21 protein-coding genes and 1 tRNA gene are annotated in these 21,512 nt (G+C 69.9%); 16 read left to right on the top strand and 6 right to left on the bottom strand.

The genetic code is table 11. The features are described from left to right. The first annotated feature begins 59 nt into the window (after positions 1-59). The 12 genes from C8263_RS12565 to prmC all read left to right on the top strand — a co-directional run bounded on the left by C8263_RS12565 (position 60) and on the right by prmC (position 12,607). Complete coding sequence (locus tag C8263_RS12565; protein ID WP_158263798.1) at positions 60-929, top strand: hypothetical protein; 870 nt, start codon at positions 60-62, stop codon at positions 927-929. A gap of 77 nt (positions 930-1,006) precedes the next feature. After that, entirely contained in the window at positions 1,007-2,542 is a 1,536-nt protein-coding gene (locus C8263_RS12560; protein WP_107138478.1) for a phytoene desaturase family protein, read from the top strand. Positions 2,543-2,547: 5 nt separating this feature from the next. Then, positions 2,548-2,985: an NUDIX domain-containing protein gene (locus C8263_RS12555; protein WP_408608062.1), complete on the top strand. Its 438-nt coding sequence runs from the start codon at positions 2,548-2,550 to the stop codon at positions 2,983-2,985. Next, complete coding sequence (locus C8263_RS12550; protein ID WP_233218797.1) at positions 2,982-4,004, top strand: carotenoid biosynthesis protein; 1,023 nt, start codon at positions 2,982-2,984, stop codon at positions 4,002-4,004. The genes C8263_RS12555 and C8263_RS12550 overlap by 4 nt, the downstream gene beginning before the upstream one ends. After that, positions 3,994-4,668: a lysophospholipid acyltransferase family protein gene (locus C8263_RS12545; RefSeq protein WP_107138476.1), complete on the top strand. Its 675-nt coding sequence runs from the start codon at positions 3,994-3,996 to the stop codon at positions 4,666-4,668. The genes C8263_RS12550 and C8263_RS12545 overlap by 11 nt, the downstream gene beginning before the upstream one ends. Further along, complete coding sequence (locus C8263_RS12540) at positions 4,665-5,747, top strand: glycosyltransferase family 2 protein (protein WP_332888945.1); 1,083 nt, start codon at positions 4,665-4,667, stop codon at positions 5,745-5,747. The genes C8263_RS12545 and C8263_RS12540 overlap by 4 nt, the downstream gene beginning before the upstream one ends. Next, entirely contained in the window at positions 5,744-7,189 is a 1,446-nt protein-coding gene (locus C8263_RS12535) for a phytoene desaturase family protein (protein WP_107138475.1), read from the top strand. Before C8263_RS12540 ends, C8263_RS12535 begins: the two co-directional genes overlap by 4 nt. Next, the gene (locus C8263_RS12530; RefSeq protein ID WP_107138474.1) at positions 7,174-8,328 is read left to right on the top strand and encodes a cytochrome P450; all 1,155 of its coding nucleotides are present in this window, start codon (positions 7,174-7,176) and stop codon (positions 8,326-8,328) included. The genes C8263_RS12535 and C8263_RS12530 overlap by 16 nt, the downstream gene beginning before the upstream one ends. Positions 8,329-8,424: 96 nt before the next feature. Further along, positions 8,425-9,786, top strand: a complete 1,362-nt coding sequence (locus C8263_RS12525; RefSeq protein WP_199188395.1) for a carboxypeptidase-like regulatory domain-containing protein — start codon at positions 8,425-8,427, stop codon at positions 9,784-9,786. Positions 9,787-9,880: 94 nt separating this feature from the next. Next, entirely contained in the window at positions 9,881-11,083 is a 1,203-nt protein-coding gene (locus C8263_RS12520; RefSeq protein WP_107138472.1) for a DUF418 domain-containing protein, read from the top strand. 103 nt (positions 11,084-11,186) lie between these two features. Beyond that, positions 11,187-11,771, top strand: a complete 585-nt coding sequence (locus tag C8263_RS12515) for a Jag family protein (RefSeq protein WP_107138471.1) — start codon at positions 11,187-11,189, stop codon at positions 11,769-11,771. Then, positions 11,771-12,607 (top strand): peptide chain release factor N(5)-glutamine methyltransferase, encoded by an 837-nt coding sequence (gene prmC, locus C8263_RS12510; protein WP_107138470.1) that lies wholly within the window; start codon positions 11,771-11,773, stop codon positions 12,605-12,607. Before C8263_RS12515 ends, prmC begins: the two co-directional genes overlap by 1 nt. Positions 12,608-12,635: 28 nt before the next feature. Here prmC and C8263_RS12505 read toward each other — a convergent pair whose 3' ends face one another. Beyond that, positions 12,636-13,997, bottom strand: a complete 1,362-nt coding sequence (locus tag C8263_RS12505; protein WP_107138469.1) for an MFS transporter — start codon at positions 13,995-13,997, stop codon at positions 12,636-12,638. After that, positions 13,994-14,878, bottom strand: coding sequence for a ChbG/HpnK family deacetylase (locus C8263_RS12500; RefSeq protein WP_107138468.1), 885 nt, complete (start codon positions 14,876-14,878; stop codon positions 13,994-13,996). The genes C8263_RS12505 and C8263_RS12500 overlap by 4 nt, the downstream gene beginning before the upstream one ends. Before the next feature lie 153 nt (positions 14,879-15,031). Between C8263_RS12500 and C8263_RS12495 the strand changes: the two genes are divergently transcribed. Next, positions 15,032-16,216, top strand: coding sequence for a hypothetical protein (locus tag C8263_RS12495; protein WP_107138467.1), 1,185 nt, complete (start codon positions 15,032-15,034; stop codon positions 16,214-16,216). 60 nt (positions 16,217-16,276) lie between these two features. On the opposite strand, the gene C8263_RS12490 is transcribed toward C8263_RS12495, so the two are convergent. Then, positions 16,277-17,371, bottom strand: a complete 1,095-nt coding sequence (locus C8263_RS12490; protein WP_107138466.1) for an acyl-ACP desaturase — start codon at positions 17,369-17,371, stop codon at positions 16,277-16,279. 248 nt (positions 17,372-17,619) lie between these two features. Here C8263_RS12490 and C8263_RS12485 point away from each other — a divergent pair, with 248 nt between their 5' ends. Next, positions 17,620-18,075, top strand: a complete 456-nt coding sequence (locus C8263_RS12485; RefSeq protein WP_107138465.1) for a peroxiredoxin — start codon at positions 17,620-17,622, stop codon at positions 18,073-18,075. A 2-nt stretch (positions 18,076-18,077) separates the two neighbouring features. Continuing rightward, entirely contained in the window at positions 18,078-19,079 is a 1,002-nt protein-coding gene (locus tag C8263_RS12480; RefSeq protein ID WP_107138464.1) for a ParA family protein, read from the top strand. 4 nt (positions 19,080-19,083) lie between these two features. On the opposite strand, the gene bshB1 is transcribed toward C8263_RS12480, so the two are convergent. After that, on the bottom strand, positions 19,084-19,812 hold the full coding sequence (bshB1, locus tag C8263_RS12475) for a bacillithiol biosynthesis deacetylase BshB1 (RefSeq protein ID WP_158263797.1): 729 nt from the start codon (positions 19,810-19,812) through the stop codon (positions 19,084-19,086). Between the two features lie 93 nt (positions 19,813-19,905). Here bshB1 and C8263_RS12470 point away from each other — a divergent pair. Continuing rightward, positions 19,906-19,980 (top strand) — tRNA-Thr (locus tag C8263_RS12470). Positions 19,981-20,099: 119 nt separating this feature from the next. On the opposite strand, the gene C8263_RS12465 is transcribed toward C8263_RS12470, so the two are convergent. Further along, positions 20,100-21,293 carry a tyrosine-type recombinase/integrase gene (locus tag C8263_RS12465; RefSeq protein WP_158263796.1) on the bottom strand — a complete coding sequence of 398 codons (1,194 nt, stop codon included), beginning with the start codon at positions 21,291-21,293 and terminating at the stop codon, positions 20,100-20,102. Then, positions 21,286-21,507, bottom strand: coding sequence for a helix-turn-helix domain-containing protein (locus C8263_RS12460; RefSeq protein ID WP_107138461.1), 222 nt, complete (start codon positions 21,505-21,507; stop codon positions 21,286-21,288). Before C8263_RS12460 ends, C8263_RS12465 begins: the two co-directional genes overlap by 8 nt. Positions 21,508-21,512 lie beyond the last annotated feature (5 nt).

The raw sequence follows: 21,512 nt of genomic DNA, 5'->3' as shown, positions 1-21,512 counted from the left end.
TCCTTCTCCCTCTGGTCGAAAAAATTCCGTAACGTGTTACGGAATTTTTCGGAACCCGTATGAACAGACCAAAAGGACCGACAGGCACGCCGCCGGCCCCCGCGCGAATCTGGGGCCTGATGGCCCGCGACGCCAGCACAGCTGTTCTCTTCCGCCGGGGCCCCAGCCGCTGGACACGCCTGTATCTCTGGGACACGCGCACCGACCACATCACACCGGGCTCCTGGTTTCATGGCCGCCTGTACGAATGGCTGAGTGACCTTTCTCCCGATGGCCGACATCTGCTCTACATGGCCCACAACGAATCCAGACGCCGGGTGCAGGCGGCAGCCCAGAGGTTCCCTGGAAGGGAGATGTGGACCTGGACCGCGCTGTGCCGCCCGCCGCAGGTGCGGGCACTGGGGCTGTGGGACGCGTCAGACGGAACCAGTGGCGGCGGCGTCTTTACCTCCAATCACGCGCTGCACCTCAACCACCCTGGCTTAGAGCCTGAAGCCCTGCAGGAGCCCGTTGGTTTTACCGTGCGGGGCACTCAGGGCCGGGAACAGGTGGACGTTTTCCTGACCACACTGAACCGGACCGGCTGGCGCTTGAAGGCGTGGCCCGAGCGGTGGCGCGGAATGGGCGAGGCCCACCCGATCATTTTTCAGAAGCGGGCGCTTGAACTGCAGCTGATCTGCTCGTCCACATTCAAGCGATCTGTTCGGTATCTCTGGCACGGCGCTGGGCCGATTCCCCTGCTGGAAAGCGCCACCTGGGCGGAATACGACCAGCAGCGGCGACTTGTGCTGGCGGCCCAGGGCTGCCTGTATGAGCTGCGGGGCACCGCACTACACTTGCTGATGGATTTCAATCCCGATCAGCCTCCCCGGAAACCACGAACTGTGCCGGCAGCCGAAGCGCCGAGCAGCGCCTCTGACCAGGTTTGAGGCCAGACGCAGTGTCCCGGCGCTCTGTCCCCTCCCTGACCTTCTTGGCTTCTCAGCTCGTGCCAGACTGACGCCACATGCCGGATTTCGATGTGATCGTGATGGGCGCGGGCCACAATGCCCTGGTGACGGCGGCTTACGCGGCCAAAGCGGGCCTGAAGGTGGGCGTCTTCGAGCGGCGGCACATCGTCGGTGGGGCCGTCAGCACTGAAGAACTGGTGCCCGGCTACCGCTTTGACTACGGCGGCAGCGCCCACATCCTGATTCGCCTGACGCCGGTGGTGCGCGAACTGGAACTGACCCGCCACGGCCTGCATTACCTGGATGTGGACCCCATGTTCCACTGCTCGGACGGCGAGACCCCCTGGTTTATTCACCGCGACGCAGGGCGCACCGCCCGCGAACTGGAGGCCCAGTTCCCCGGCCAGGGCGAGGCGTACACCCGCTTTCTGAACGACTGGACACCCTTTGCGCGCTCGGTGGCCGACCTGTTTAACAGCGCGCCCGGCCCACTGGACATGGGCAAGATGGTGGTCAGCAGCGGCAAGGGCAAAGATTGGATGGAACAGCTGCCGCGTATTCTGCGCCCCTACGGCGACGTGGCCAGAGAATATTTCTCGGACGAGCGGGTGCGCGCGCCGCTGGTCTGGATGGCGGCCCAGAGCGGCCCCCCACCCAGCGACCCCCTGAGTGCGCCCTTTCTGCTGTGGCACCCGCTGTACCACGAGGGCGGCGTGGCGCGGCCCAAAGGCGGCTCGGGGGGCCTGACCAAAGCCCTCAAACGCGCCATTGAAGCGGACGGCGGGCAGGTGTTCGTGAATGCGCCGGTGAAGGACATTCTGGTGAAGGGCGGCAAAGCCCAGGGCATCCGGTTAGAGAACGGCGACACCTACACGGCCCGTGCGGTGGTGTCGGGCGCCCACGTGCTGACCACGGCGGGCGCGCTGCCGGATGAATATGTGCCGGCCTCGGCCCGGCAGGTGCGCGTGGGCAATGGCTTTGGCATGGTGTTGCGCCTGGCCCTGAGTGAGAAGGTGAAATACCGCTGCCACACCGAACCCGACAGCCGCGTGGGCCTGGGCCTGCTGATTAAAAACGAGGCGCAGCTGATGAAAGGCTACGGCGAATATCTGGCGGGCGAGCCCACCACCGACCCGCCCCTGATCGCCATGAGTTTTTCGGCGGTGGACGACTCGCTGGCCCCCCCCGGCGGCGAGGCACTGTGGCTGTGGGCGCAGTATTACCCCTATGAACTGAGCAGCGGTTCCTGGGAGACCCGCACCGCCGAGGCGCGCGAGAACATTCTGCGGGCCTTTGAGCACTACGCGCCGGGCACGCGCGACACGATTGTGGGCGAACTGGTGCAGACGCCGCAGTGGCTGGAAACCAACCTGGGCCTGCACCGGGGCAACGTGATGCACCTGGAGATGAGCTTTGACCAGATGTTCTCGTTCCGCCCGTGGATGAAAGCCAGTGGCTACCGCTGGCCGGGCGTGACAGGGCTCTACCTGACCGGCGCCAGCACCCACCCCGGCGGCGGCATCATGGGGGCCAGCGGGCGCAACGCGGCACACGTGCTGGTGCGGGACCTGACGCGGCGGCGCTGGAGATGAGGGGTGTGGAGCGTGGGTTGTGGAGTGTGGGAAAAAATCTTCTGGCTGGGCGTCAGCGCCGCGTAGGGGCCGGGGTGGCCGTCCTGCGAGGCCGCGACGTCCTGCTGATCCGGCGCGGAGACAACGGCCTCTGGGACGTACCCGGCGGGGGCGCGCAGCGGAACGAGGCCCCGGAAACGGCCGCGCGGCGGGAGTTGCGGGAGGAAACCGGGCTGAGCGCCGGCCCCCTGACCCCGCTGGGGGTCTTTGCCCACCGGCACACGTACCCGGACGGCAACGTGGTGGACTGGGACACCCATCTCTTTACGGCCGAGTTCGCAGGCGGCGACCCCCGGGCGCAGGACGACGCCGCCGAGGCGCGCTGGTGGCCGCTGGACGCGCTGCCGGGTGAGGCCTCCGAAGCCACCCAGGCTTACTTCGGCGCGTTGAGGTCGGCCTCTTGACTGCCCGCCTCTCCCCCACCCTGCTGCGGTTCGGGCTGGCGTTTGCGGCGCTGGGGGTGGCCTTTGCCGGGGCGCTGCTGGTGATGGCGGACACGGCGGTGGGCTGGGGCCTGATTGCGCTGGGCCTACCCCTGTGCGGGGTGCTGGCACTGGCGGGGGACGCGCTGGGGCCGCAGTTTGTCGGGGTCTTGACCCGGCGGCTGGCCGACCTGCTGGCCCAGACCCGCCCCTGGATGGCGCTGCTGGCCCTGTACGCCGCGCTGAAGATCCCGGTGCCGCTGTGGCCCGAGGGCTTTCCGGTGCTGGGGCTGGCCAGCACCGTGGCCCTGTTTCTGGCGGCGCTGGCCTTTGTCTGGGAGCGCGCCGGCTGGGTGCGCGCCGGCCTCATGATGGCGGTGTCATTCGGCGCCGGGCTGGGGGTGGAGGTGCTGGGCAGCCGCACCGGCTTTCCATTCGGCGTCTACTCCTACGACACGGCCCCGGCCCCCACGCTGCTGGGCGTGCCGCTGATTGTGCCGCTGGGCTGGTTTGCCCTGACCCTGACCGCCACCTGCCTGTCTGGCGGGCGGCCCTGGCTGGCAGGCCTGCTGATGATGCTGTGGGACATTGGCCTGGAACCGCTGATGACCGCGCAGCGCTACTGGCTGTGGCACGATCCGCTGGGCCTGTGGGCGGGCGCCCCGGTGCAGAACTTTCTGGGCTGGTGGGCGGTGGGCTTGGGGATTGCGTGGGTGTTTACTGGCCTTGCCCCACGCCTTTTTGGGCTGCGCCGCCTGGAATGGGCCTGGGCGCTGCCCTGGTGGGCACGCGCCTACCCCGAAAGCCGCACCCCGCAGCTGAGCCTGCTGCCCGGCAGGCCGCGCCGCGAGCCGGATTTCCGGGTGGCCTACCCCACCGAAGCCTTCTTCCTGCCGGGCGGGCTGGTGCTGGTGGGCCGCTATCTGGAAGCGGCCGTGACCCTGGCCGCCATGGGCCTGGGGCTGGCGCTGGCCCGGCGGGTGACCCGGCATGACCGCTGATCGCCCCGAAACCCACCGCTGGGCCACGGCCCTGCTGTCGCGCAGCGTGCGCGGCAGCGTGCGGCGGGGGCTGGGCGGCGTGTGGGTGCGCGGGGCCCTGCCCCCGGGCGGCGCGGTGCTGGCACCCAACCACCATTCCTGGTGGGACGGCTACGTGCTGCGCGAGGTGGCGCTGTGGGCCGGAGCCGACTTCTCGGTGCTGATGACGGCGGGGCAGCTGACGCGCTTCCCCTTCCTGCGCCGCCTGGGCGCCCTGCGGGCCGGCGAGGTGCGGGCCGGCGTGCGCCGGGCGAAGTCAGGCTGGCTGGTCGTGTTTCCCGAAGGCGCGCTGCAACCGGCCGGGCCGCTGCGGGGGGCGGCCCCGGGGGCCGGCTGGACCGCGCGGGCCGCCGGGGTGCCCCTGGTGCCAGTGGCCCTGCGCGTGACCCTGCGCGGCGCCCAGTGGCCCGAGGCCCACGTGCGCTTTGGCCCGCCCGTGTCCGCCGCCGATCTCCCGGCGGCCATCCAGCATGAACTGGCCGCCCTGGACGCCGAACTCCTGGCCAGCGACCCCGAGCGGCCCCTGGCGGGTTACCTGCGCGCCGTGCCGGGGCGCCAGAGCCGCTCGGCGCGCGTGGACCTGCCCTCGCGGCTGCTGACCTTCATCACGGGGGACCGGGCGTGAAGGCCGGGCGCCTGTACGCGCAGGCCATGGGCGTGTGGCTGACCGCCAAGGCGCTGACCCTGGCGGTCAATGCCCTCACCTTTCCCCGGCTGCGCCCGGCGCCCACGCCCCGGGGCGGGCCGCGCGTGTCCATCCTGATTCCCGCGCGCGACGAGGCCCGCACCCTGCCGCACACCCTGCCCGGCGTGCTGGCCCAGGGCGCCCACGAGGTGCTGGTGCTGGACGACGGCAGCACCGACGGCACGGCCGAAGTGGCGCGGGCCCTGGGCGCGCATGTCATTGCGGGGCTGCCCCGCCCGGCCGGCTGGCACGGCAAGCCCTGGGCCTGCCAGCAGTTGCTGCGCGCGGCGTCCGGCGACCTCCTCATTTTCACCGACGCCGACGTGAGCTGGCACCGGGGCGCCCTGGGCGGGCTGCTGCGCGAACTGGACCGTTCGGGGGCCGACCTCCTGAGCATTCAGCCCCGGCAGGACAACCGCCGCCCCGGCGAGCGGCTGCTGACCCCGCTGGTGGACGCCGCCGTGCTGTCATACTTTCCCTACCCGCTGCTGCGCCTGCGCCCGCCGCACCCGCTGGCCACCATTGCCAACGGGCAGGTGATGGCCTACCGCCGCGCGGCGCTGCTGCGCGTGGGGGGCTACGCCGCCGTGCGCGCCCAGGTGCTGGAAGACACGGTGATGGCCCGGCAGCTGGGCGCCCTGGGCCTGATCGTCTCCACGGCCATGGGGCGCGACTGTATCAGCGTGCGCATGTACCGCTCCTACCCCGAATCGGTGGCGGGCTTTGGCAAGAACGCGCTGCCCATTCACCTGAATTCGCGCGCGCTGATGACCCTCAGCATGGCCCTGCACGTGGCCGGGCACACCCTGCCCTGGCTGTGGCCGGTGCCGGGCGCGCGGGTGCTGCGCGCCGCGAGTGTGCTGGAGCGCCTGAGCGTGAACCTGATTGCGGGGCGGTGCGGCCCCGCCGATCTGGCCGAGGGCCTGCTGGGGCCAGTCACGCCGCTGCTGGCCCTGCCCGTGTATCTTCGGGCCGTGAAACGCCGCGTGACCTGGAAGGGCCGGGAGTACCGGCAATGACCGGCTCCCGGCGCGCGCCCCGCCACGTGGCCGTGATTGGCGCGGGCTTTGCGGGGCTGGCGGCGGCCCTGCGGCTGGCCCAGGCGGGCGCGCGGGTGACGGTGCTGGACGCCCTGGACGGCCCCGGCGGCAAGGCGGCGCTGGGGCTGGCGGACTTTTCCAGCGGCCCCACCGTGGTCACCATGCCCCACGTGTTCCGGGCCCTGCACGCGCGGGTGGGCCTGCCGGTGCCCGCCCTGAGCCCGGCGCGGCCCACCACCACCTACCACGCCCCGGGCGGGCGCACCTTCGCCCCCGAGGCCCTGCATGTGGCGGGCAGCCTGGAGCCCACGCTGGCGCAGCTCTCACGCGCCGAGGGGCAGCGCTACGCGGCCCTGCTGGGGCGGGCGCGGCGCCTGTACGAGGACGCCCAGGACACCTTTCTGTTCGCGCCGCCGCCCGGCCGGCTGGGGCTGGCCCGCTACGCCCTGACCCGGGGCGGGCGCGCCGCGCCGCTGACCCCGCTGCGCCGTCTGGTGCGCTCGGGGCCCTTCATGACGCCCTTCTGGCTGCGGTTTGCCACCTACCTGGGCGCCGATCCCTACCGCGCGCCCGCCGTGCTGCACAACATCGCCTGGGTGGAGCTGGGGCAGGGTGTGTGGCACCTGCCCGGCGGCCTGCTGGCGCTGGCCCAGGCCCTGCACGCCCAGGCCGAGGCACTGGGCGTGCGTTTCGAGTTCGGCACGCGCGTGACCAGCCTGAGCAGCCACGGGGGGCAGGTGCTGGGGGCGCACACCAGCCAGGGCGCCTTTGCTGCCGACGCCTGGGTCAGCGCCGCCGACCGGGCGCTGACCCTGTCGTGGCTGGGCGTGGCCGAAAAACCCACCCCGCGCGGGGTCAGCGGCTTTGCGCTGCAGCTGCGCCTGTCGGAAGACCGCCCTGCCGCCCACCACATCTTCTGGCCGGCCGACTACGCCCGCGAGTGGCGCGACATTCGCGCCGGGCGATTGCCGCACGACCCCACGCTGTACCTGCATCTGGACGGCCCCCGGGCCTTCCTGCTGGTGAATGCCCCCCCCGACCCAGGCCTGAGCCTGGACCCGCAGGCCGACGGCGCGGCGCTGCTGTCGGCCCTGCAGGCGCGGCTGCGGGCCACGCCGGGCGGGCCGCTGCCGGTGACCGAGTGGCGCGCGCTTTCCCCGGCCGACTACGCCCGCACCGCCAAGGCCGGCGCCCTGTACGGCCGCGCCCCCCACGGCCTGACCGGCAGCCTGCGCCCGGGCTGGGGGCTGGCCCACACCCGGAATCTGGTGCAGGTGGGCGGCACCGTGCACCCGGGGGGCGGGGTGCCGCTCTCGCTGCTGAGCGGCTGGAACGGGGCCGGGCACCTGCTGGGCCTGGGCTACGACGACCTGGACGGGCGGCAGACCCCCGCAAACGAGGACCTGTGGCCCTTTCTTTAAGAGATCTGCCCGAGCCCCCCACCCGCCCCGGCAACGGCCACCTGCAGGACTGGGCCCTGGCGCCGCTGCCCCTGATCGAAACGGGCGCCGAGCGGGCCCGCGCCGCCGGGGGCGACCTGTTCCGGCTGCGGCTGGGGCTGCCGGCGGTGGTGGGCTTCAGCCCCGCCTGGAACCGCGCGCTGCTGACAGACCTGGGCACCTTCCGCAGCGCAGGCAGTTTTTCGGGGGTGGTGCCGTACCTGTCTGGCGGCGTGATCCTGACCGACGCCCCGGGCCACGCCGGGCGGCGCCAGTTGATGAACCCGGGGTTTGGCCGCGCGCACCTGCTGGCCCTGCAGGCGCGCCTCTGCGCCGCCCGGCCCGGCGTGCCAGCGGGCGAGTTTGACGCCCTGGCCTGGGCGGACCACGCGGTACTGGCGCTGCTGAACGCCGCGTATTTCAGCAGCGAATTCGACCCAGAGTTGCTGCACGCCTTTCTGGCCCCGCTGCGCCGCCCCTTTCCGGTGCCGGCCCTGCCCCGGCCCCGCCTGTTCTGGCGCGTGGACCGCGAGGTGCGCCGCCTGGCCCACGCCCGCCTGACCCGGGGGGGCGACGACCTGCTCTCGGTGCTGGCGCCGCTGCCGGGCGGCCTGGAAGAAACGCGCGTCAGCCTCGCCGCGGCCCACGACACCACCACGCACGCGCTGGCCTACGCGATCTGGCATCTGGCCGGGCACCCACAGTGGCACGCGCCAGAACACCACCCGGCCGCCCTGAAAGAAACCCTGCGCCTGCACCCGCCCGGCTGGATGGGCAGCCGCCGCCTGGGCCGGGAGCTGATCTGGAACGGCGTGCGGCTGCCCCGGGGCGCGCTGGCGCTGTATTCGCCCTACCTCTCCGGGCGTGATCCGGGGCTGTGGGCGCAGCCACAGACGTTTGATCCGGGCCGCTGGGCCCACAAGCCCCCGGCCTGGGCCTACCTGCCTTTTGGCGGCGGCGAGCGGCTGTGCCTGGGCATGCACCTCGCGCAGCTGCTGATTCTGGACACCCTGGCGGCCCTGCCCCCGCTGCGCCGGGTGGGCGGGGACCCCGCTCCACACCCTGGTCTGACCCTGGGCCCACGCGGGCCGCTGGTAGTGACCGGCGCCCCCACACCATGAAGGTGACGTGAGGCGCACCCGCCTATGCTGAGGACTCAAGCCCCAGCCTCCCCCTGTCCCAGCCCAGCTCTGGGCCCCCCTGCCCCAGGAGTCTGCATGTCTCAGCCTGTTCGCCGCCTGACCGCCCTGTTGTCCCTGGCCCTTTGCAGCGCTGCCCTGGCCGCCGGGCCCCGCAGCGCCCTGGTGGACGCCACCTTCATTGACGGCGCCCAGCTGGTGAACGGCGCCCCCGAACTGGCGGACTTCGCCGGGGCCCTGCGCACCGTCGCCACCAAGGCCGGGGGCAGTTGCGTCAAGAGTGAATACGTGGTCTGGGACTCGGTGGCCGGTCTGGAGGGCAGTTTCCGGCAGGTGCTGGGCTCGCTGGGCTACAGCTGGACCGAACTGGGCGCCAGCAATGACGACGGCCGCTTTGTGTCGTTCAAGGCGACCAAGGGCGGGGCCGCCCTGGCGGGCATCTGGGCCGACAGCGAAGGCACCACGCTGCTGGGCTGGTGCAGCCTGAAGCTGGCCGCCGCCGCCAGGCCCCCCGCCGCCCTCACGCCGGCGGCCCCCGCCGCTCCGGCCCCCAGACCGGCCACCCCGGCCCCGGCCGCCACCCGCACGCCCGCGCCGGCGGCCCCAGCGCCCATGGTCAAACCACCGGCCCCCAAAAAGGGCTATGTCACCGGCCTGGTGCTGGACACCCAGGGCCGCCCCCTGGCCGGCGCAGAAGTCTTTATCGTGGGCACCACCTTCAACCAGGGGCAGCGCACCAGCTTCACGGCCGTCACGCAGGCCAACGGCACCTACAGCCTGCGCGTGCCGGACGGCCGCTACTCGGCGCGGGCCAGCGTCAAGCGGAACCTGGGCGGGGCCACCTTCGTGCTGCCCCTGCACCCCGAATCCGGCTCCCTGAATACCGAGGTCGATTCCAGCGAGGGCGGCAACCTCAATTTCCGCTGGCGGCTGAGCGGCGCCAAGCCCGGCGGCGGCAGGGACTGGGACGACTTTTACGGTGCCAGTCTGGACTTCAGTTACTGCGGCCTGCCCGCCAAAGCGTACTGCGACGAGCGCTACAGCGCCGGGGTGCCCACGGCGGCGCCGGAAGGCAGCACCGTCACGCTGACCTTTACCCCGCAGGGCCAACTGATTGACGGCACGGCCGGCAAACCGGTGGTGATGACCTTCAAGGTGGCCCCGCTGGCCCCTCCCGGCGGCTACCCCTACACCGACCCCAACGGCGGCGGGCGCACCACCCTGGGTCAGGGCTGGCCCTACCACAGCTTCGATTTCAATGACCTTCCGCTGGGCGTGTATACCCTGACGGCCGTGGCCACCACGCCCGATGGCCGCCGGGTGCCGCTGAAACTGGGCCTAGAACCGGGCAACGTGGAAGCCAGCAGCGTGACCCTGAAGTGGAGCAGTTATGACGTGAGCGGCGCCCTGAAGCAGGTCAAGGTGTACGTGCGCGACTGACCACCGCACACCTGCAGGGAAGGCCGACAGACAGACACAAGCGGGCCCCCATATCTGCGCGTGCTCCTCACCGCTGCGCGCTAGCCTGCCGGGCATGACCGAGTCGCCGCCCCCCGACGCCGCACGCGTCCCCCAGCGGGGGCCGGTGCAGGTGCGCTCCCCGCTGCCCGACGTGCTGCGCGGCGTGGCGCTGCTGGGCATCCTGATCGTGAACATGCAGGCGTTCGCCGGCCTGCTGGAATGGCAGCAACGCGGCCTGGACCGCACGGCGCAGGTGCTGACCGATGTGGTGGCCAATGGCCGCTTTATCTCGATCTTCGCCATGCTGTTCGGCTGGGGCGCCGCCGGGCTGCTGGCGCGGCACGGCGCAGGGGTGTTTATGCGCCGCCACCTCGTGCTGCTGGCGGTGGGGTGGGCCCACTACGTGCTGGTGTGGCACGGCGACATCATCAGCAACTACGCCACGCTGGCGCTGGCGCTGCTGCTCACGGCCGCCCTGAGTGCCCGCGCGCTGGTGGCCCTCTCGGGCGTGCTGAGCGCATGGTGGCTGGGGCTAGGGCTCCTTGAGGCCCTGGCCGCCGCCGGGCGTACTGGTCCCCGTTTCACCAACCTGCCTGCGCTGGACCCCACCTATCTGGGCAACGTGGCTGACCGCGCAGGCGATTTCTGGCCGCTGCTGCTCAGCGGGAACCTGCTCAACGGGCCGTGGCTGCTGGCGCTGTTCTGCCTGGGGGCCGCCGCCCAGCGCACCGGCCTGCTCACCCGCCCGCAGGACCACCGCCCGCTGCTGCGGCGCCTCGCCGTGGTTGGGCTGCCCCTGGGGCTGGTGCTGGGCGCGGTCCTGGCCTACCTGAACACGCGCGGCGATCAGGCGGCCGGCTTTCTGGCGGTGCCGGTGCGCATGGGCGGCGGGCTGGCGGGCGCGCTGGGGTACGTGGGCGTGATCGGGCTGCTGGCGGCCTCGGGGCGACTGCGGCCGCTGCTTCACTTTGCCGCCAGCGGCCGCATGGCCATGACCAACTACCTGTCGCAGAGCCTGCTGATGACCACGTTTTTCTACCCCTACGGCGGTGCGCAGGGCTTTGGCTGGGTGGGTCAGGACCCGGCGCTGGTCTCTGGTGGGGGCGTCAGCTGGGGCGCGGCGGGGGCGCTGCTGCTGGCCCTCATCGTGGGCTTCTGTCAGCTGCCGCTGAGCGCGTGGTGGCTCTCGCACTTCCGCCAGGGCCCGGTGGAGGCCCTGGTGCGGCGGATGGTCTACGGCCACGCAGGCCAGAGGGAAAAACGGGATGCGGGTTGAGCTGCTCTCCCCCAGTGGCAGCCCGGAGGGGACCGGGGCGGCGTGTGGCCTGCCGCGCGGAGTGTGGGAAAAGGGTGAGGAGCGGCGCGCTAGACTGAGGCGCATGGATAACCGCACGAATCTGGACGACTACCTCGCGGGGCTGGGCATCAGCGACGCGGACGAGAGCGAGCTGCCGCCGCCCGCGCCCGATGCCGCCCCCAGCGCGCCGCCAGCGCTGGAGGCGGCGCCAGAGGCGCCACTGGCCACCCTGGAGCGGTTTCTGCGCGGCCTGATGAGCCGCATTGACCCCGAGCTGCAGGTGAGCGTGCGTGAAGTGGAAGACGCCCTGGAAGCCGAGATCACCGGCGAGAACGCGGCCAAGCTGGCCGGGCGCGACGGCCGCACCCTGGGGGCCATCGAGGTGCTGGCCTACACCGTGCTGGCCAAGCATGAGGGCCGCACCCACCTGCGTGTGCGGGTGGACATCGGCGGTTACCGCAAGCGCCAGGCCGACACGCTGACCAAGCTGGCCGAGCGCCTCGCCGTGCAGGTGGCCAAAAGCGGCGAACCCCACGAGCTGCAGCCCATGCCCGCCGCCGAGCGGCGCGTGATTCACATTGCCCTCAAGGAGCACCCCGACGTCATGAGCGAATCGGTGGGCGAGGGCGCGGCGCGGCGCCTGATCATCAAACCCCGGCACGGTTAATGGCCGCGCTGCGCGACCTGTGGCGGCAGGGCGCGGCGCAGCTGCAGGCCGCGGGCGTTCCCTCTCCGGAGGTGGACGCCCGCGCGCTGCTGACGCTGGCCCTGAACCTCTCGCCCACCGCGCTGCTGACCCGGGGCCACGAGGCCGCGCCGCCAGAAGGGCTGGCCCGCTACGAGGCGCTGCTGGCCCAGCGCGCCGCCCGCGTGCCCCTGCAGCACCTGCTGGGCGAGGTGGACTGGGGCGGCGTGCGGCTGCGCACCGACGCCCGCGCCCTGGTGCCGCGCCCGGAAACCGAGTGGCTGCTGCACCTGACCCTGCAGGCGCTGGCTGGCCAGGGCGCGCCGCGTGTGCTGGACGTGGGCACCGGCACCGGGGCGCTGGCCCTGGGGCTGAAGGCCGCCCGAGCGGACGCGCAGGTCTGGGCCACCGATCTGAGCGGGGGCGCCCTGGGCTTGGCGCGCGAGAACGCCGCGCTGAACACGCTGGCGGTGACCTTCGTGGCGGGCGACCTGCTCTCGGGTCTGCCCGGCCCCTTTGACGTGATTGTGAGCAACCCGCCCTACCTGCCCGAGGCCGACGCCACCGGCGCCCAGCCCGAGGTGGCTTTTGATCCGCCCCTGGCGCTGTATGCCGGGCCCGATGGTCTGGCGGTGGCCCGGCGACTGGCCGAGCAAGCGGGGGCGGCCCTGGCCCCGGGCGGTCAGCTGCTGCTGGAACTCGACCCCCGCAACGCCGCCCCCTTTGCCGCCGAGTTAAGGGCGCTGGGCTGGCACGCCGCTACTGCCCCAGACCTCGCTGCGCGCGAACGCTTTGTGCTGGCCCGGCGTGGCCCCTGACCCCGGGGCCTCTCCCGCACCCCACCACTCACCACTGACCACCCCCCACTGGCCCCTCACTCTCCCTTCTCTGCGCCAGGGCCGCCCGCATGGCCCCCAGCCGATCGCCGTGCAGTGGGTAGAACAGCAGCACCCCCACTGCCAGCAGCGCGCCCGCAATGGGCGGCACTGTCATGAAGAAGCGGAAGCCCTCGGCCACGCCGTCGGGCTGCGTGGTCAACCTGGGGTCATAGCCGCTGGCCCGGGTGACGGCGCCAAACACCTGCGAGGTCAGGGCGCCGCTGAGGGTGGTGATCAGGCCGGACATGCCGAAGTACATGCCCTCGCGACGCTGGCCGCTGCGCAGCTCGTCCTCGTCAATCACATCGGCCAGGATCACGTCGCCCATCAGGATCATGCCGGCCAGGGCGGCGCCGAACAGCACGGTGGACAGCAGCGCGCCGGCGACGGTCTGCACCAGCGCCAGCGCCAGCGGCAGCAGGGCCGCGCCGCTCAGGCCAAACGCCAGCATCAGGGTGCCGCGTGGGCCCAGGCGCGGCGCCAGCAGGGCGCGCCACGGCCACAGGGCCAGCCCCGCTGTGACAAAGGCGGCGGCCAGCAGCCCTGTGGTCACCGCGCCGCCCTCCTGGCCCAGGCTGTAGCGAACAAAAAAGCCCATGCCGGTAGCCAGGGTGCCGGTGGCAAAGAACCGCAGCGTCTGGGCCGCCACGACCACCAGAAACGCGCGGTGGCTGAAAGTGGCCCGCAGCGCCGCGCCGAACCCCAGCGGCGACTGGGCCGGCCCGGGGCGCTCGAACAGTGCGCCCAGCCCGAACAGAATTGCCCCGGCCGACAGCAGGGCGAACAGCACCCCCATGCCGCCCCAGCCCAGCCAGCCCGCCAGCAGCGGCGGCAGCGCCAGCCCGAACAGCAGCCCCAGGGTCTGCACCAGATTCATGCGCCACGCCACAGCCGTACGCTCGGCGTAGGTGCGGAACATTTCCGGCAGCAGCGACAGGTAGCCGGTGCCCACGGCGGTGCCGAAGGTTTCCCACAGGGCCCACACCACCACCAGGTAGGTCAGCAGGGCCACGGGGCTGTCCACACCGTTAAAGGGGGTCATGAACAGCAGGGCAAAGCAGATCAGGGCTGGCAGCCAGCCAAAGCGCACGTAGGGAATGCGCCGCCCCCAGCGGCTATGGGTGCGGTCCGACAGGTACCCGATCAGCGGATTGTTCGCCGCGTTGTACAGCGCGAAAACGGTCATGGCGGTGGCGGCCCAGCCGGGGTCCAGCTTGCGGTCGTCCACGTAGTACAGCAGCAGGAAGCTGCCTGCCTGCGCCGGAATGGTCAGGCCGAAGTTCATGACCGAGTAGCGCCAGCGCACGGCGGACGAGGTTTCGGCGCTCATCGGCGGCCCAGCAGGGCGCGCAGGGGGCGGTAGGTGGTGACCTTCACGCCGCTGCGCGCAATGATGCCTGGCAGGCGCGGGTCCAGAAACGCCTCGTAGTTGGCCACCCGCCCGGCCCAGTCGCCCGCCACCGCGCGCAGTTCGGGCGTGTCGCGCGCCGGGTGCAGGATGAAGTGGGTGAGCCCGGGGCCCAGAGTGGCCAGCAGGTCCTCGATCAGCGGCACCTGATCGCCGCCCCGGTCCAGCGGCAGCATCACGATGTGGTCCACCAGCGGCACCCCCCGGCGTTCCAGGGCCCGCAGCGCCAGCGTGACCGCCTGCGCCTGGGCGGGCCCCAGCCCGTGCGCGCGCCAGCCCGCCGCGTCCAGCCGGGGCAGAATGGGCAGCACCCCGCGCCTGAGGGCCGCGCCCACCGCGTGCGGCAGCAGCGCCGGGTGCGCGGCGGTGCCCATATGCCCGTCGGCGTGCGAGATGTTCAGCCCCCACGCCAGGGCCCGGTTCAGCTGCGCGGCCATCTCGCGCCCGGCCGAGGCCGGCTTCGCCTGTGCCCACACCGCTTCCGAGGTGGCATGAAAGTAGCCCTGCGCGTCACTCAGGCCGCCGCCCGGGGTCAGCGGGCGCCAGCGGGCCGCCGCCCACTCGCTGGTCAGGGTCAGGTGCACGCCCAGGTCTACCTCGGGCCACTCCTGGGCCAGCCGGGCTGCGGCCGGGGCCCAGGCACAGGGCATCATGATGGCCGCCGAGCGCAGGGTGCCCGCCGCGAACAGGTCCGCGCAGCCCGAAACGGTGGCCTCGCACATGCCCAGGTCGTCGGCGTGAAACACCACCACCCGGTCCTGGGGCGCGTGGCCCAGCTTCAGCAGTGCCGGATTGGGGAGCATGGGAACCGTCCTTGAACGCGCGGGAGAGAAAGGGGGAGCGGAACCTGCTCAGGATGGCACGGCCAGCCCGCATAGACCCAGCCGTCCCTCAGATGCCCAAAGCCGGGCACATGTAGGACAGCTGAAAGGGAGACGGAGATACTCTGTCTTCCGATGAAAAAGCTTGCCCTTCCCCTGCTGTCGCTGACCGCGCTGCTGACCGCCTGCCCAGACCCCACCCCGCCTGTGGTGAACTACGACCTGACCCTGCAGCTAGATGGGCTGGCCTCCGCTCCTGTGAAGGTCACGAATGTCTCGACGGGCGCTGTGCTGCTGAATGAAAGCGTCACTGGCACCAAAACGCTCAGCGGCATCGCGGCGAACTCGGTGCTGAAGATCGAAGGCCAGCCGGCCAACGGCTACGACACGCCGGCTGCGCAAACCGTCACGCTGGACAGCAGCAAGACGGTCACGGTGGCCTACAAGGCCACGCCCACCTACACCCTCACGGTGGCGGTAAGCGGTGTGACAAGCGCCCCCGTCAAGGTCACCGAGGTGGCCACGGGCACCGTGCTGTTCGAAGGGCCCCTGGCTGGCAGCAAGGCGATTGCCGGTCTGAAGGCCAACACCCTGGTCAAGATTGAAGGGCAGGCTGTGGCCGGCTATACGACGCCTACGGCCCAGACCGTCAACGTGACCGGCAACCAGAGCGTGACCCTGGCCTACGCGCCCGCTGCCGTGACCAGTGTGGGCGGCAAGGTGCGGATGTCGCTGGGCCGCCCCCCCTATCAGGGTCCAGATGACTTCGCCAAAGGCAAGACCGTGCATTTCTTCTATAAGAACGGCACAACTCTGCAGGATCTGCCCACCACAGTGGACAACAACCTGAACTGGTCCATGATGCTGCCGGGCGCCGCGCAGATTGCTGGGGCTCTGAAGCCCATCAGTACCTACGTGGGCCAGGGCCTGCCCAGCAACTGCACCGGCACCTTCAACTTAAGCGATCCCAACGCTCAGATCACCGATCTCAATGATCCCGATTTCTTCGAAATTGACGCCCGGGGTGTCACGATTTCCAACCGGATTAATCTCCGCCTCCAGACCTCGGAGAGCGACACAACCCCCCTGCAGCTGATCTATGCTGACCGACCTGTGAAACTCAGTGTAGATGCGAGGTGCGCGGTGAATGAGGCCACCTTTGTCGTTAAGGTCAACCTTGACTTTGTGGCTGGCTGGAATTTGATGAAAGACTCGGGCGATCAATACGCTGGCACCCAGATTCAGGACTCGGTACGCCTGAATAGCGCTGATCTGCGGCTTGTCCCCAGTGGTATGGCTGCCCGTACCTCCATGAACTGAACACCCCAAGTAAAACGCGCTCTGTTCAACTCAGAACAGAGCGCGTTTTAGGTTTCCGTCTCAGTCGTCGGCCGCCGGCGTGTCCTGCACGGGCACTTCCGGGTTCACCACGAACTCGGTGGGGTCGTACAGGTCAAAGCCGATTTCCTTCTCGTAGTCCTGAATCTTCACGTGCAGGCGTTTGACATCCCCTTCCACGGCGCCGTAGTCGAAGGTCTCGAAGATGGCGGTGGTCTTGAAGGTGCCGCCGTCGAAATCCGGGACCTCGCGCGTCTTGCGGATGCCTTCTTCCAGGGCCTTGCGGCTCTCGATGCCCATATTGCGGAAGGCCACCTGCATCACGTCGCGCTGGAAGTCGCGCGGGCCGTAGATGCCGGCGCGGTACACGGTCTCAAAGAACTGCTCCCAGTCCGGCACCAGGGTGGCGGCGGGCATAGAGAACTGGCCAATCACGTTCTTGATGGCGTTCAGGGTGCGCTCGGGGTAGTAGTACAGGTACATGCGCACGCCTTCCAGGAAGAAGTTATAGTGCGCGGCCTCGTCCACGGCGATGGTCTGGGCCACCTTGGCCAGCACCGGGTCCGCGAAGCCCTGCAGGTGCGGCTTTTCGCTCCTGCCCTGGGCAATTTTCATCATGTTCAGGTAATTCAGCTGGGTGGCGCGCTCCTGAAACACGGTGTACACGAGGTTATGAATGGCGTCGGGGAAGGGCAATTCCCAGGTCTGGGACTTCAGGCGCTCCTTGTATTCCTCGATCCACTTGGGGCTGCGCTGGCCGCTGAACAGCACGGCGTTTTCCCAGGCGTCGGCGTGCTTCTCTTCCTCACTGCCCCAGCGCAGCTGAAAGTGCGAGCGGCCGTGGCTGCGCCGGACCAGATGCACGAGGTTGCTGGTGAAGTCCGGCGCGTACTGCTCCACGGCAAAAAAGCCCTGCAACACGGTAATCAGTTCGGGTGGCATGTCCTGGCGCAGCTCGCGCCACTCGAAGGAGCGGTCGGGGTTCCAGTTGCGGGTTTCCTGGCTGCGGGCGGTGTACCAGCGGTACAGGCCCAGAAAGCCACGTTCGATCAGGCGGTCTTTTTCGGCGTTGCTCAGCAGTCCGGTGGGGGTGCGCGGACGCTCATTCAGCATGTTGGGGGGCATCACATCGGCCATGGGCGTTCCTCCTCAGGGGGCCGCGCCCCGACAGCGGGCCAGAACAGACACACGCGGGGGACGGTACCCACCCAGGGTAGGCCCCCTGGGCCCCGGCCGGCGTGAAGCGGGACGCAGTTCAAGCTGAAGCGTTTCTTCAGTCGGCGGTCAGCTCTGGCCGCAGACGCGGGTCCAGCCCACCGGGGGGGCCCCGTCAGCCGTCCTTTTCTGCACGTCATCCGCCGCAGCCCTGCTCTAGACTGCCGGGCATGAGCCTTGTGGGACAGCCTGCCCCCGACTTCACCCTGCCGGCCTCGACGGGCGAGCAGATCACCCTCAGCAGCTACCGGGGCCACCAGCATGTGGTGCTGGTGTTCTACCCCCTGGACTTCAGCCCGGTGTGCTCCATGCAGCTGCCCGAATACTCCGGGCGCCAGGACGACTTTGCCGATGCTGGCGCCGTGGTCCTGGGTATCAACCGCGATTCGGTGCATGCCCACAAGGCGTGGGCCGCCGAATACGGCATCGAGGTGCCCCTGCTGGCCGACATGACCCTGGCGGCGGCGCGGCTCTACGGCGTGGCCATTGACGAGCGCGGCATCAGCGGGCGGGCGGTCTTTCTGATTGACCGGGCGGGGACTGTGCGCTACCAGCATGTCGAGGACACCACCGGGGCCTACACGGTGCGCCCCGAGCTGGTGCTGGCCAAACTGCGCGAGCTGTAGCCATGAGCCCCACCGTTCTGTCGTTTATCAACCTCAAGGGCGGCGTGGCCAAGACCACCGCCACCGTGCAGCTGGCCGACACCCTGGCCTTTTTGAAGCAGAAACGGGTGCTGGTGCTGGACCTGGACCCCCAGACGAACGCCACCCTGGCCCTGATCGGCGAGGAGCGCTGGGCCCAGGCGGACGAGGCCGGGCAGACGCTGGCCCACCTGTTTCTGGACCTGCTGCGCGGCACCCAGTCCTTTGATCCGGCACAGGCGATTGTGCGCGGGGCCAGCAATCTCAACCGTGTGCCCGCCGAGGTGATGGCGCACCTGCCCGAGGGCAGCCGCTACGGCCGGGTGGACCTGCTGCCCAGTTCCATCCGCCTGATTGACGTGCAAGACCGCATGCAGGACATTGCCGCGCGCACCCATTACGCGGTCAATCCCATGGAGGCGGTGAAGCGCTACGTGGCGCCGCACTTTGCCGGCTACGACTACGTCCTCATTGACTGCCCGCCCAACCTGGGGTTTGTCACGCAAAACGGACTGGAGGTCAGCGACCACTACCTGATTCCCACCATTCCCGACCGCCTGAGCACCTACGGCATTGGCCAGATTGCCGGGCGCATTGCCGAATTGCGCCGGGCCCGGGGCCTGCGCCTGACCTGCCTGGGCGTGCTAATCACCAAGTATCAGGGCAGCAGCACCCAGCACCGCCAGGGCCTCTCGCGGCTGCCCGGCGATCTGGCGCGCGCCTTTGAGGGCACAGGCGAGCCCACCCCGCCCATCTTCGACACCCGCCTGCCCCAGACCAACGCGATGGCGGAAGCCATGAGCCACGACCGCCCGGCGGCCACCTACCGCGACAAATACGGCGGCAACGTGGTGGGCGGGCAGGCGGCCTACAAGTACGGCTTGGACCTTGCCGACGAACTGGAAGACCGCCTGCGCGGGCAGGTGAAGGGCCCCGCCAGCCCCTTTGGCACGTGGCTGAGCAGCCTCACCCAGAGCGAGAACTGAGCCCCTACAGCGCCAGCGGGTCCACCAGCAGGGGGTCCTCGGCTTCAAAGGCCTCGGCGTAGCGGGCGCGGGCCAGGGTGCCCCAGTAGGTCAGGCGGGCGCGGCGGCGCTCCACGATTTCGGGTGTGACGGTTTCGGACACAGACTCGCCCCCGAACTGGCTCTCGTGGGCCAGCACCGCCTGGGCCCAGGTATCCTGCACCGCTGCCACATCCACCAGCAGCGTGGGCCGGATGTCCGAGTTGCCCTGGTACAGCAGCACGCGCGCGACCCGGTGCGGTTCGCCGCTCAGGTCGGCTTTTCTCAGCTGTGCCAGATGCACCGCCCGCTTGGCCAGCTGGTAGGTGCCGAAGTGGTCCGGGTGGCGGTCATGGTGGTGCGGCACCACCAGCACGCGGGGGCGCACGGCCCGCAGCGCGGCGGCCAGGGCGTGGGCGCCGGGCAGCGTGTCGCGCAGTTCGCCGTCCGGCAGCCCCAGTTGGCCGCGCCACACCAGCCCCATGATGGCGGCGGCCTGCACGCACTCGGCCACCCGCGCCTCCGGGGTGCCCTGGGTGCCGCGCTCCCCGCGCGAAAGTTCCAGAATGCCCACGGCCCGCCCCTGCCGGGCCAGCCGAATCAGGGTGCCGCCCGCACCAATCTCGGCGTCGTCGGGATGGGGGGCGAGGCACAGCCAGTCCAGCGGCTGCGCGGCGCCAAAAATGGTCTGGAAGGGGGCGGGCGGCAGGCTCACGCCTGCCAGCATAGGCCGCCCGGCCCGCGCCTTGACACCCCCAGGCGCCCTTCCTATACTCTTTGAGCTTCCCCGGAAGCCCCTTCCGTGTTGGCCGATGTAGCTCAGGGGTAGAGCAACTGATTCGTAATCAGTAGGTCGTCGGTTCGAATCCGACCCTCGGCTCCAAGGAAAAGACCCGCCCAGCGCGGGCTTTTTTCATTTCTGGTGGTGCCCGGAAAGCAGCACAAAAGATCGATTGTCACTACCGTGTCACTACGGGAAAAAGGCTCCCCACTCTGCCCCACTCAGACCAGATCTGCGATATCAAACGCCGCCTCCTCCCGCTGGGCGTCGTACAAGTGCGTGTAGGTCCTCAATGTGAATGCCACGTCACTGTGCCCCAAGCGCTCACTGACGGTCTTCGGCGGGATGCCCACGCTGATCATCAGAGACGCCGCCGTGTGACGCATGTCGTGGAACCGGATGGGCGGCACGCCCGCCTCCTTCACCAGACTGGTGTAAGCCTTGGCGAGCGCGCTTGGCCAGACCAAATCACCCGTGACCGTGGTGAACACGAATCCCCGTTCCGTCCAGGCTTCGCCTGCATGCTGGCGCCATGCCTCCTGCCGCGCCTGCTGCTCGCGGAGTTTCTGCACCGTCCCCTTGGACAGCACGATGGTGCGGCGGGACGCCTTGCTCTTGGGCGTGGAGACCTCTAGGCGAACCGACGACATAGTCGCCTTCTTGAGGCGGGTCTTGCCCTCAACCGGCGCACCGATAACCTCCACGAGGTTGTTCTTTACTGTCAGGCGGGCGCGGTCCAGATCCACGTCCTCCCATTTCAGGCCAACGAGTTCACCGCGCCGCATCCCGGTCATCAGCGCCAGGTAAAAAGCGGCGTGCAGAGGATGAGGTTCCGTCACCTTCAGGAAGTGCGCCACCTGTACCCGGTCCCAGACTTCCATCTCCTTGCGTTCAATTTTCGGTGCCCTCACGGAATCCGCGACGTTTCGCGGCAGCATCTGCCAACGCACCGCCTGCTGCAGCGCCATCTTCAGGACCCGCAGCGTGTACGCCAGCAGCGACGCGCTCTTATCGTCGCCGCGCAAACTCGTCAGCATGTGCTCGATATCCAGTGGGCGCAGTTTTTCCAGTTTCACGCGCCCTATCTTTGGCGTGATGTAGCGGTTCACCGTGTCCCGGTAGCTCTGCACCGTGTTTGGCTTGATGCCCTCGCGTTCCTTGTGCGCCACCCACTGGTTCAGGAAGTCGGCCACGGTCATCCGGTCGGTGTCCGCGAGGGTGCCCTGGTGCAGGTCTGATTGCAGGGCCCGCAGCTTCTCCTGCATTTCGCCTTGGGTCTTCCCACTGATCCACCGACGTTTCTGTGAGCCGTCCTCTTTTTTACCGATAGTGACTCCGACGCGCCACCCTTTGGTCTTGCCGTTGCTGTCTTTACGACGGCTTATAGTGCCTTCGCCGTTAGCCCGCTTAGCCATTCCGTTTCTCCTGAGCAGAGAGGGCATCCAGCTGCAGGTCGAGAGCCTGTAGCACGTTCAGTAGACTTTCGGGCACCCGCCCGCGACGACCACTCAGGATCTGCGCCAGTGAGGGGGGCTTGATGCCCAGCTGCCGTGCCAGTTCTGCTTGGGTCAGGCCGCGCTCTTGCATTCGCACCCGAATCCGCTGGCGAATGAGTTCGTCAGTGTCCATAAACC

This window comes from Deinococcus arcticus, assembly GCF_003028415.1.
In the GTDB taxonomy this organism is placed as follows: domain Bacteria; phylum Deinococcota; class Deinococci; order Deinococcales; family Deinococcaceae; genus Deinococcus; species Deinococcus arcticus.
This window is presented reverse-complemented; position numbering and strand designations above follow the sequence as displayed.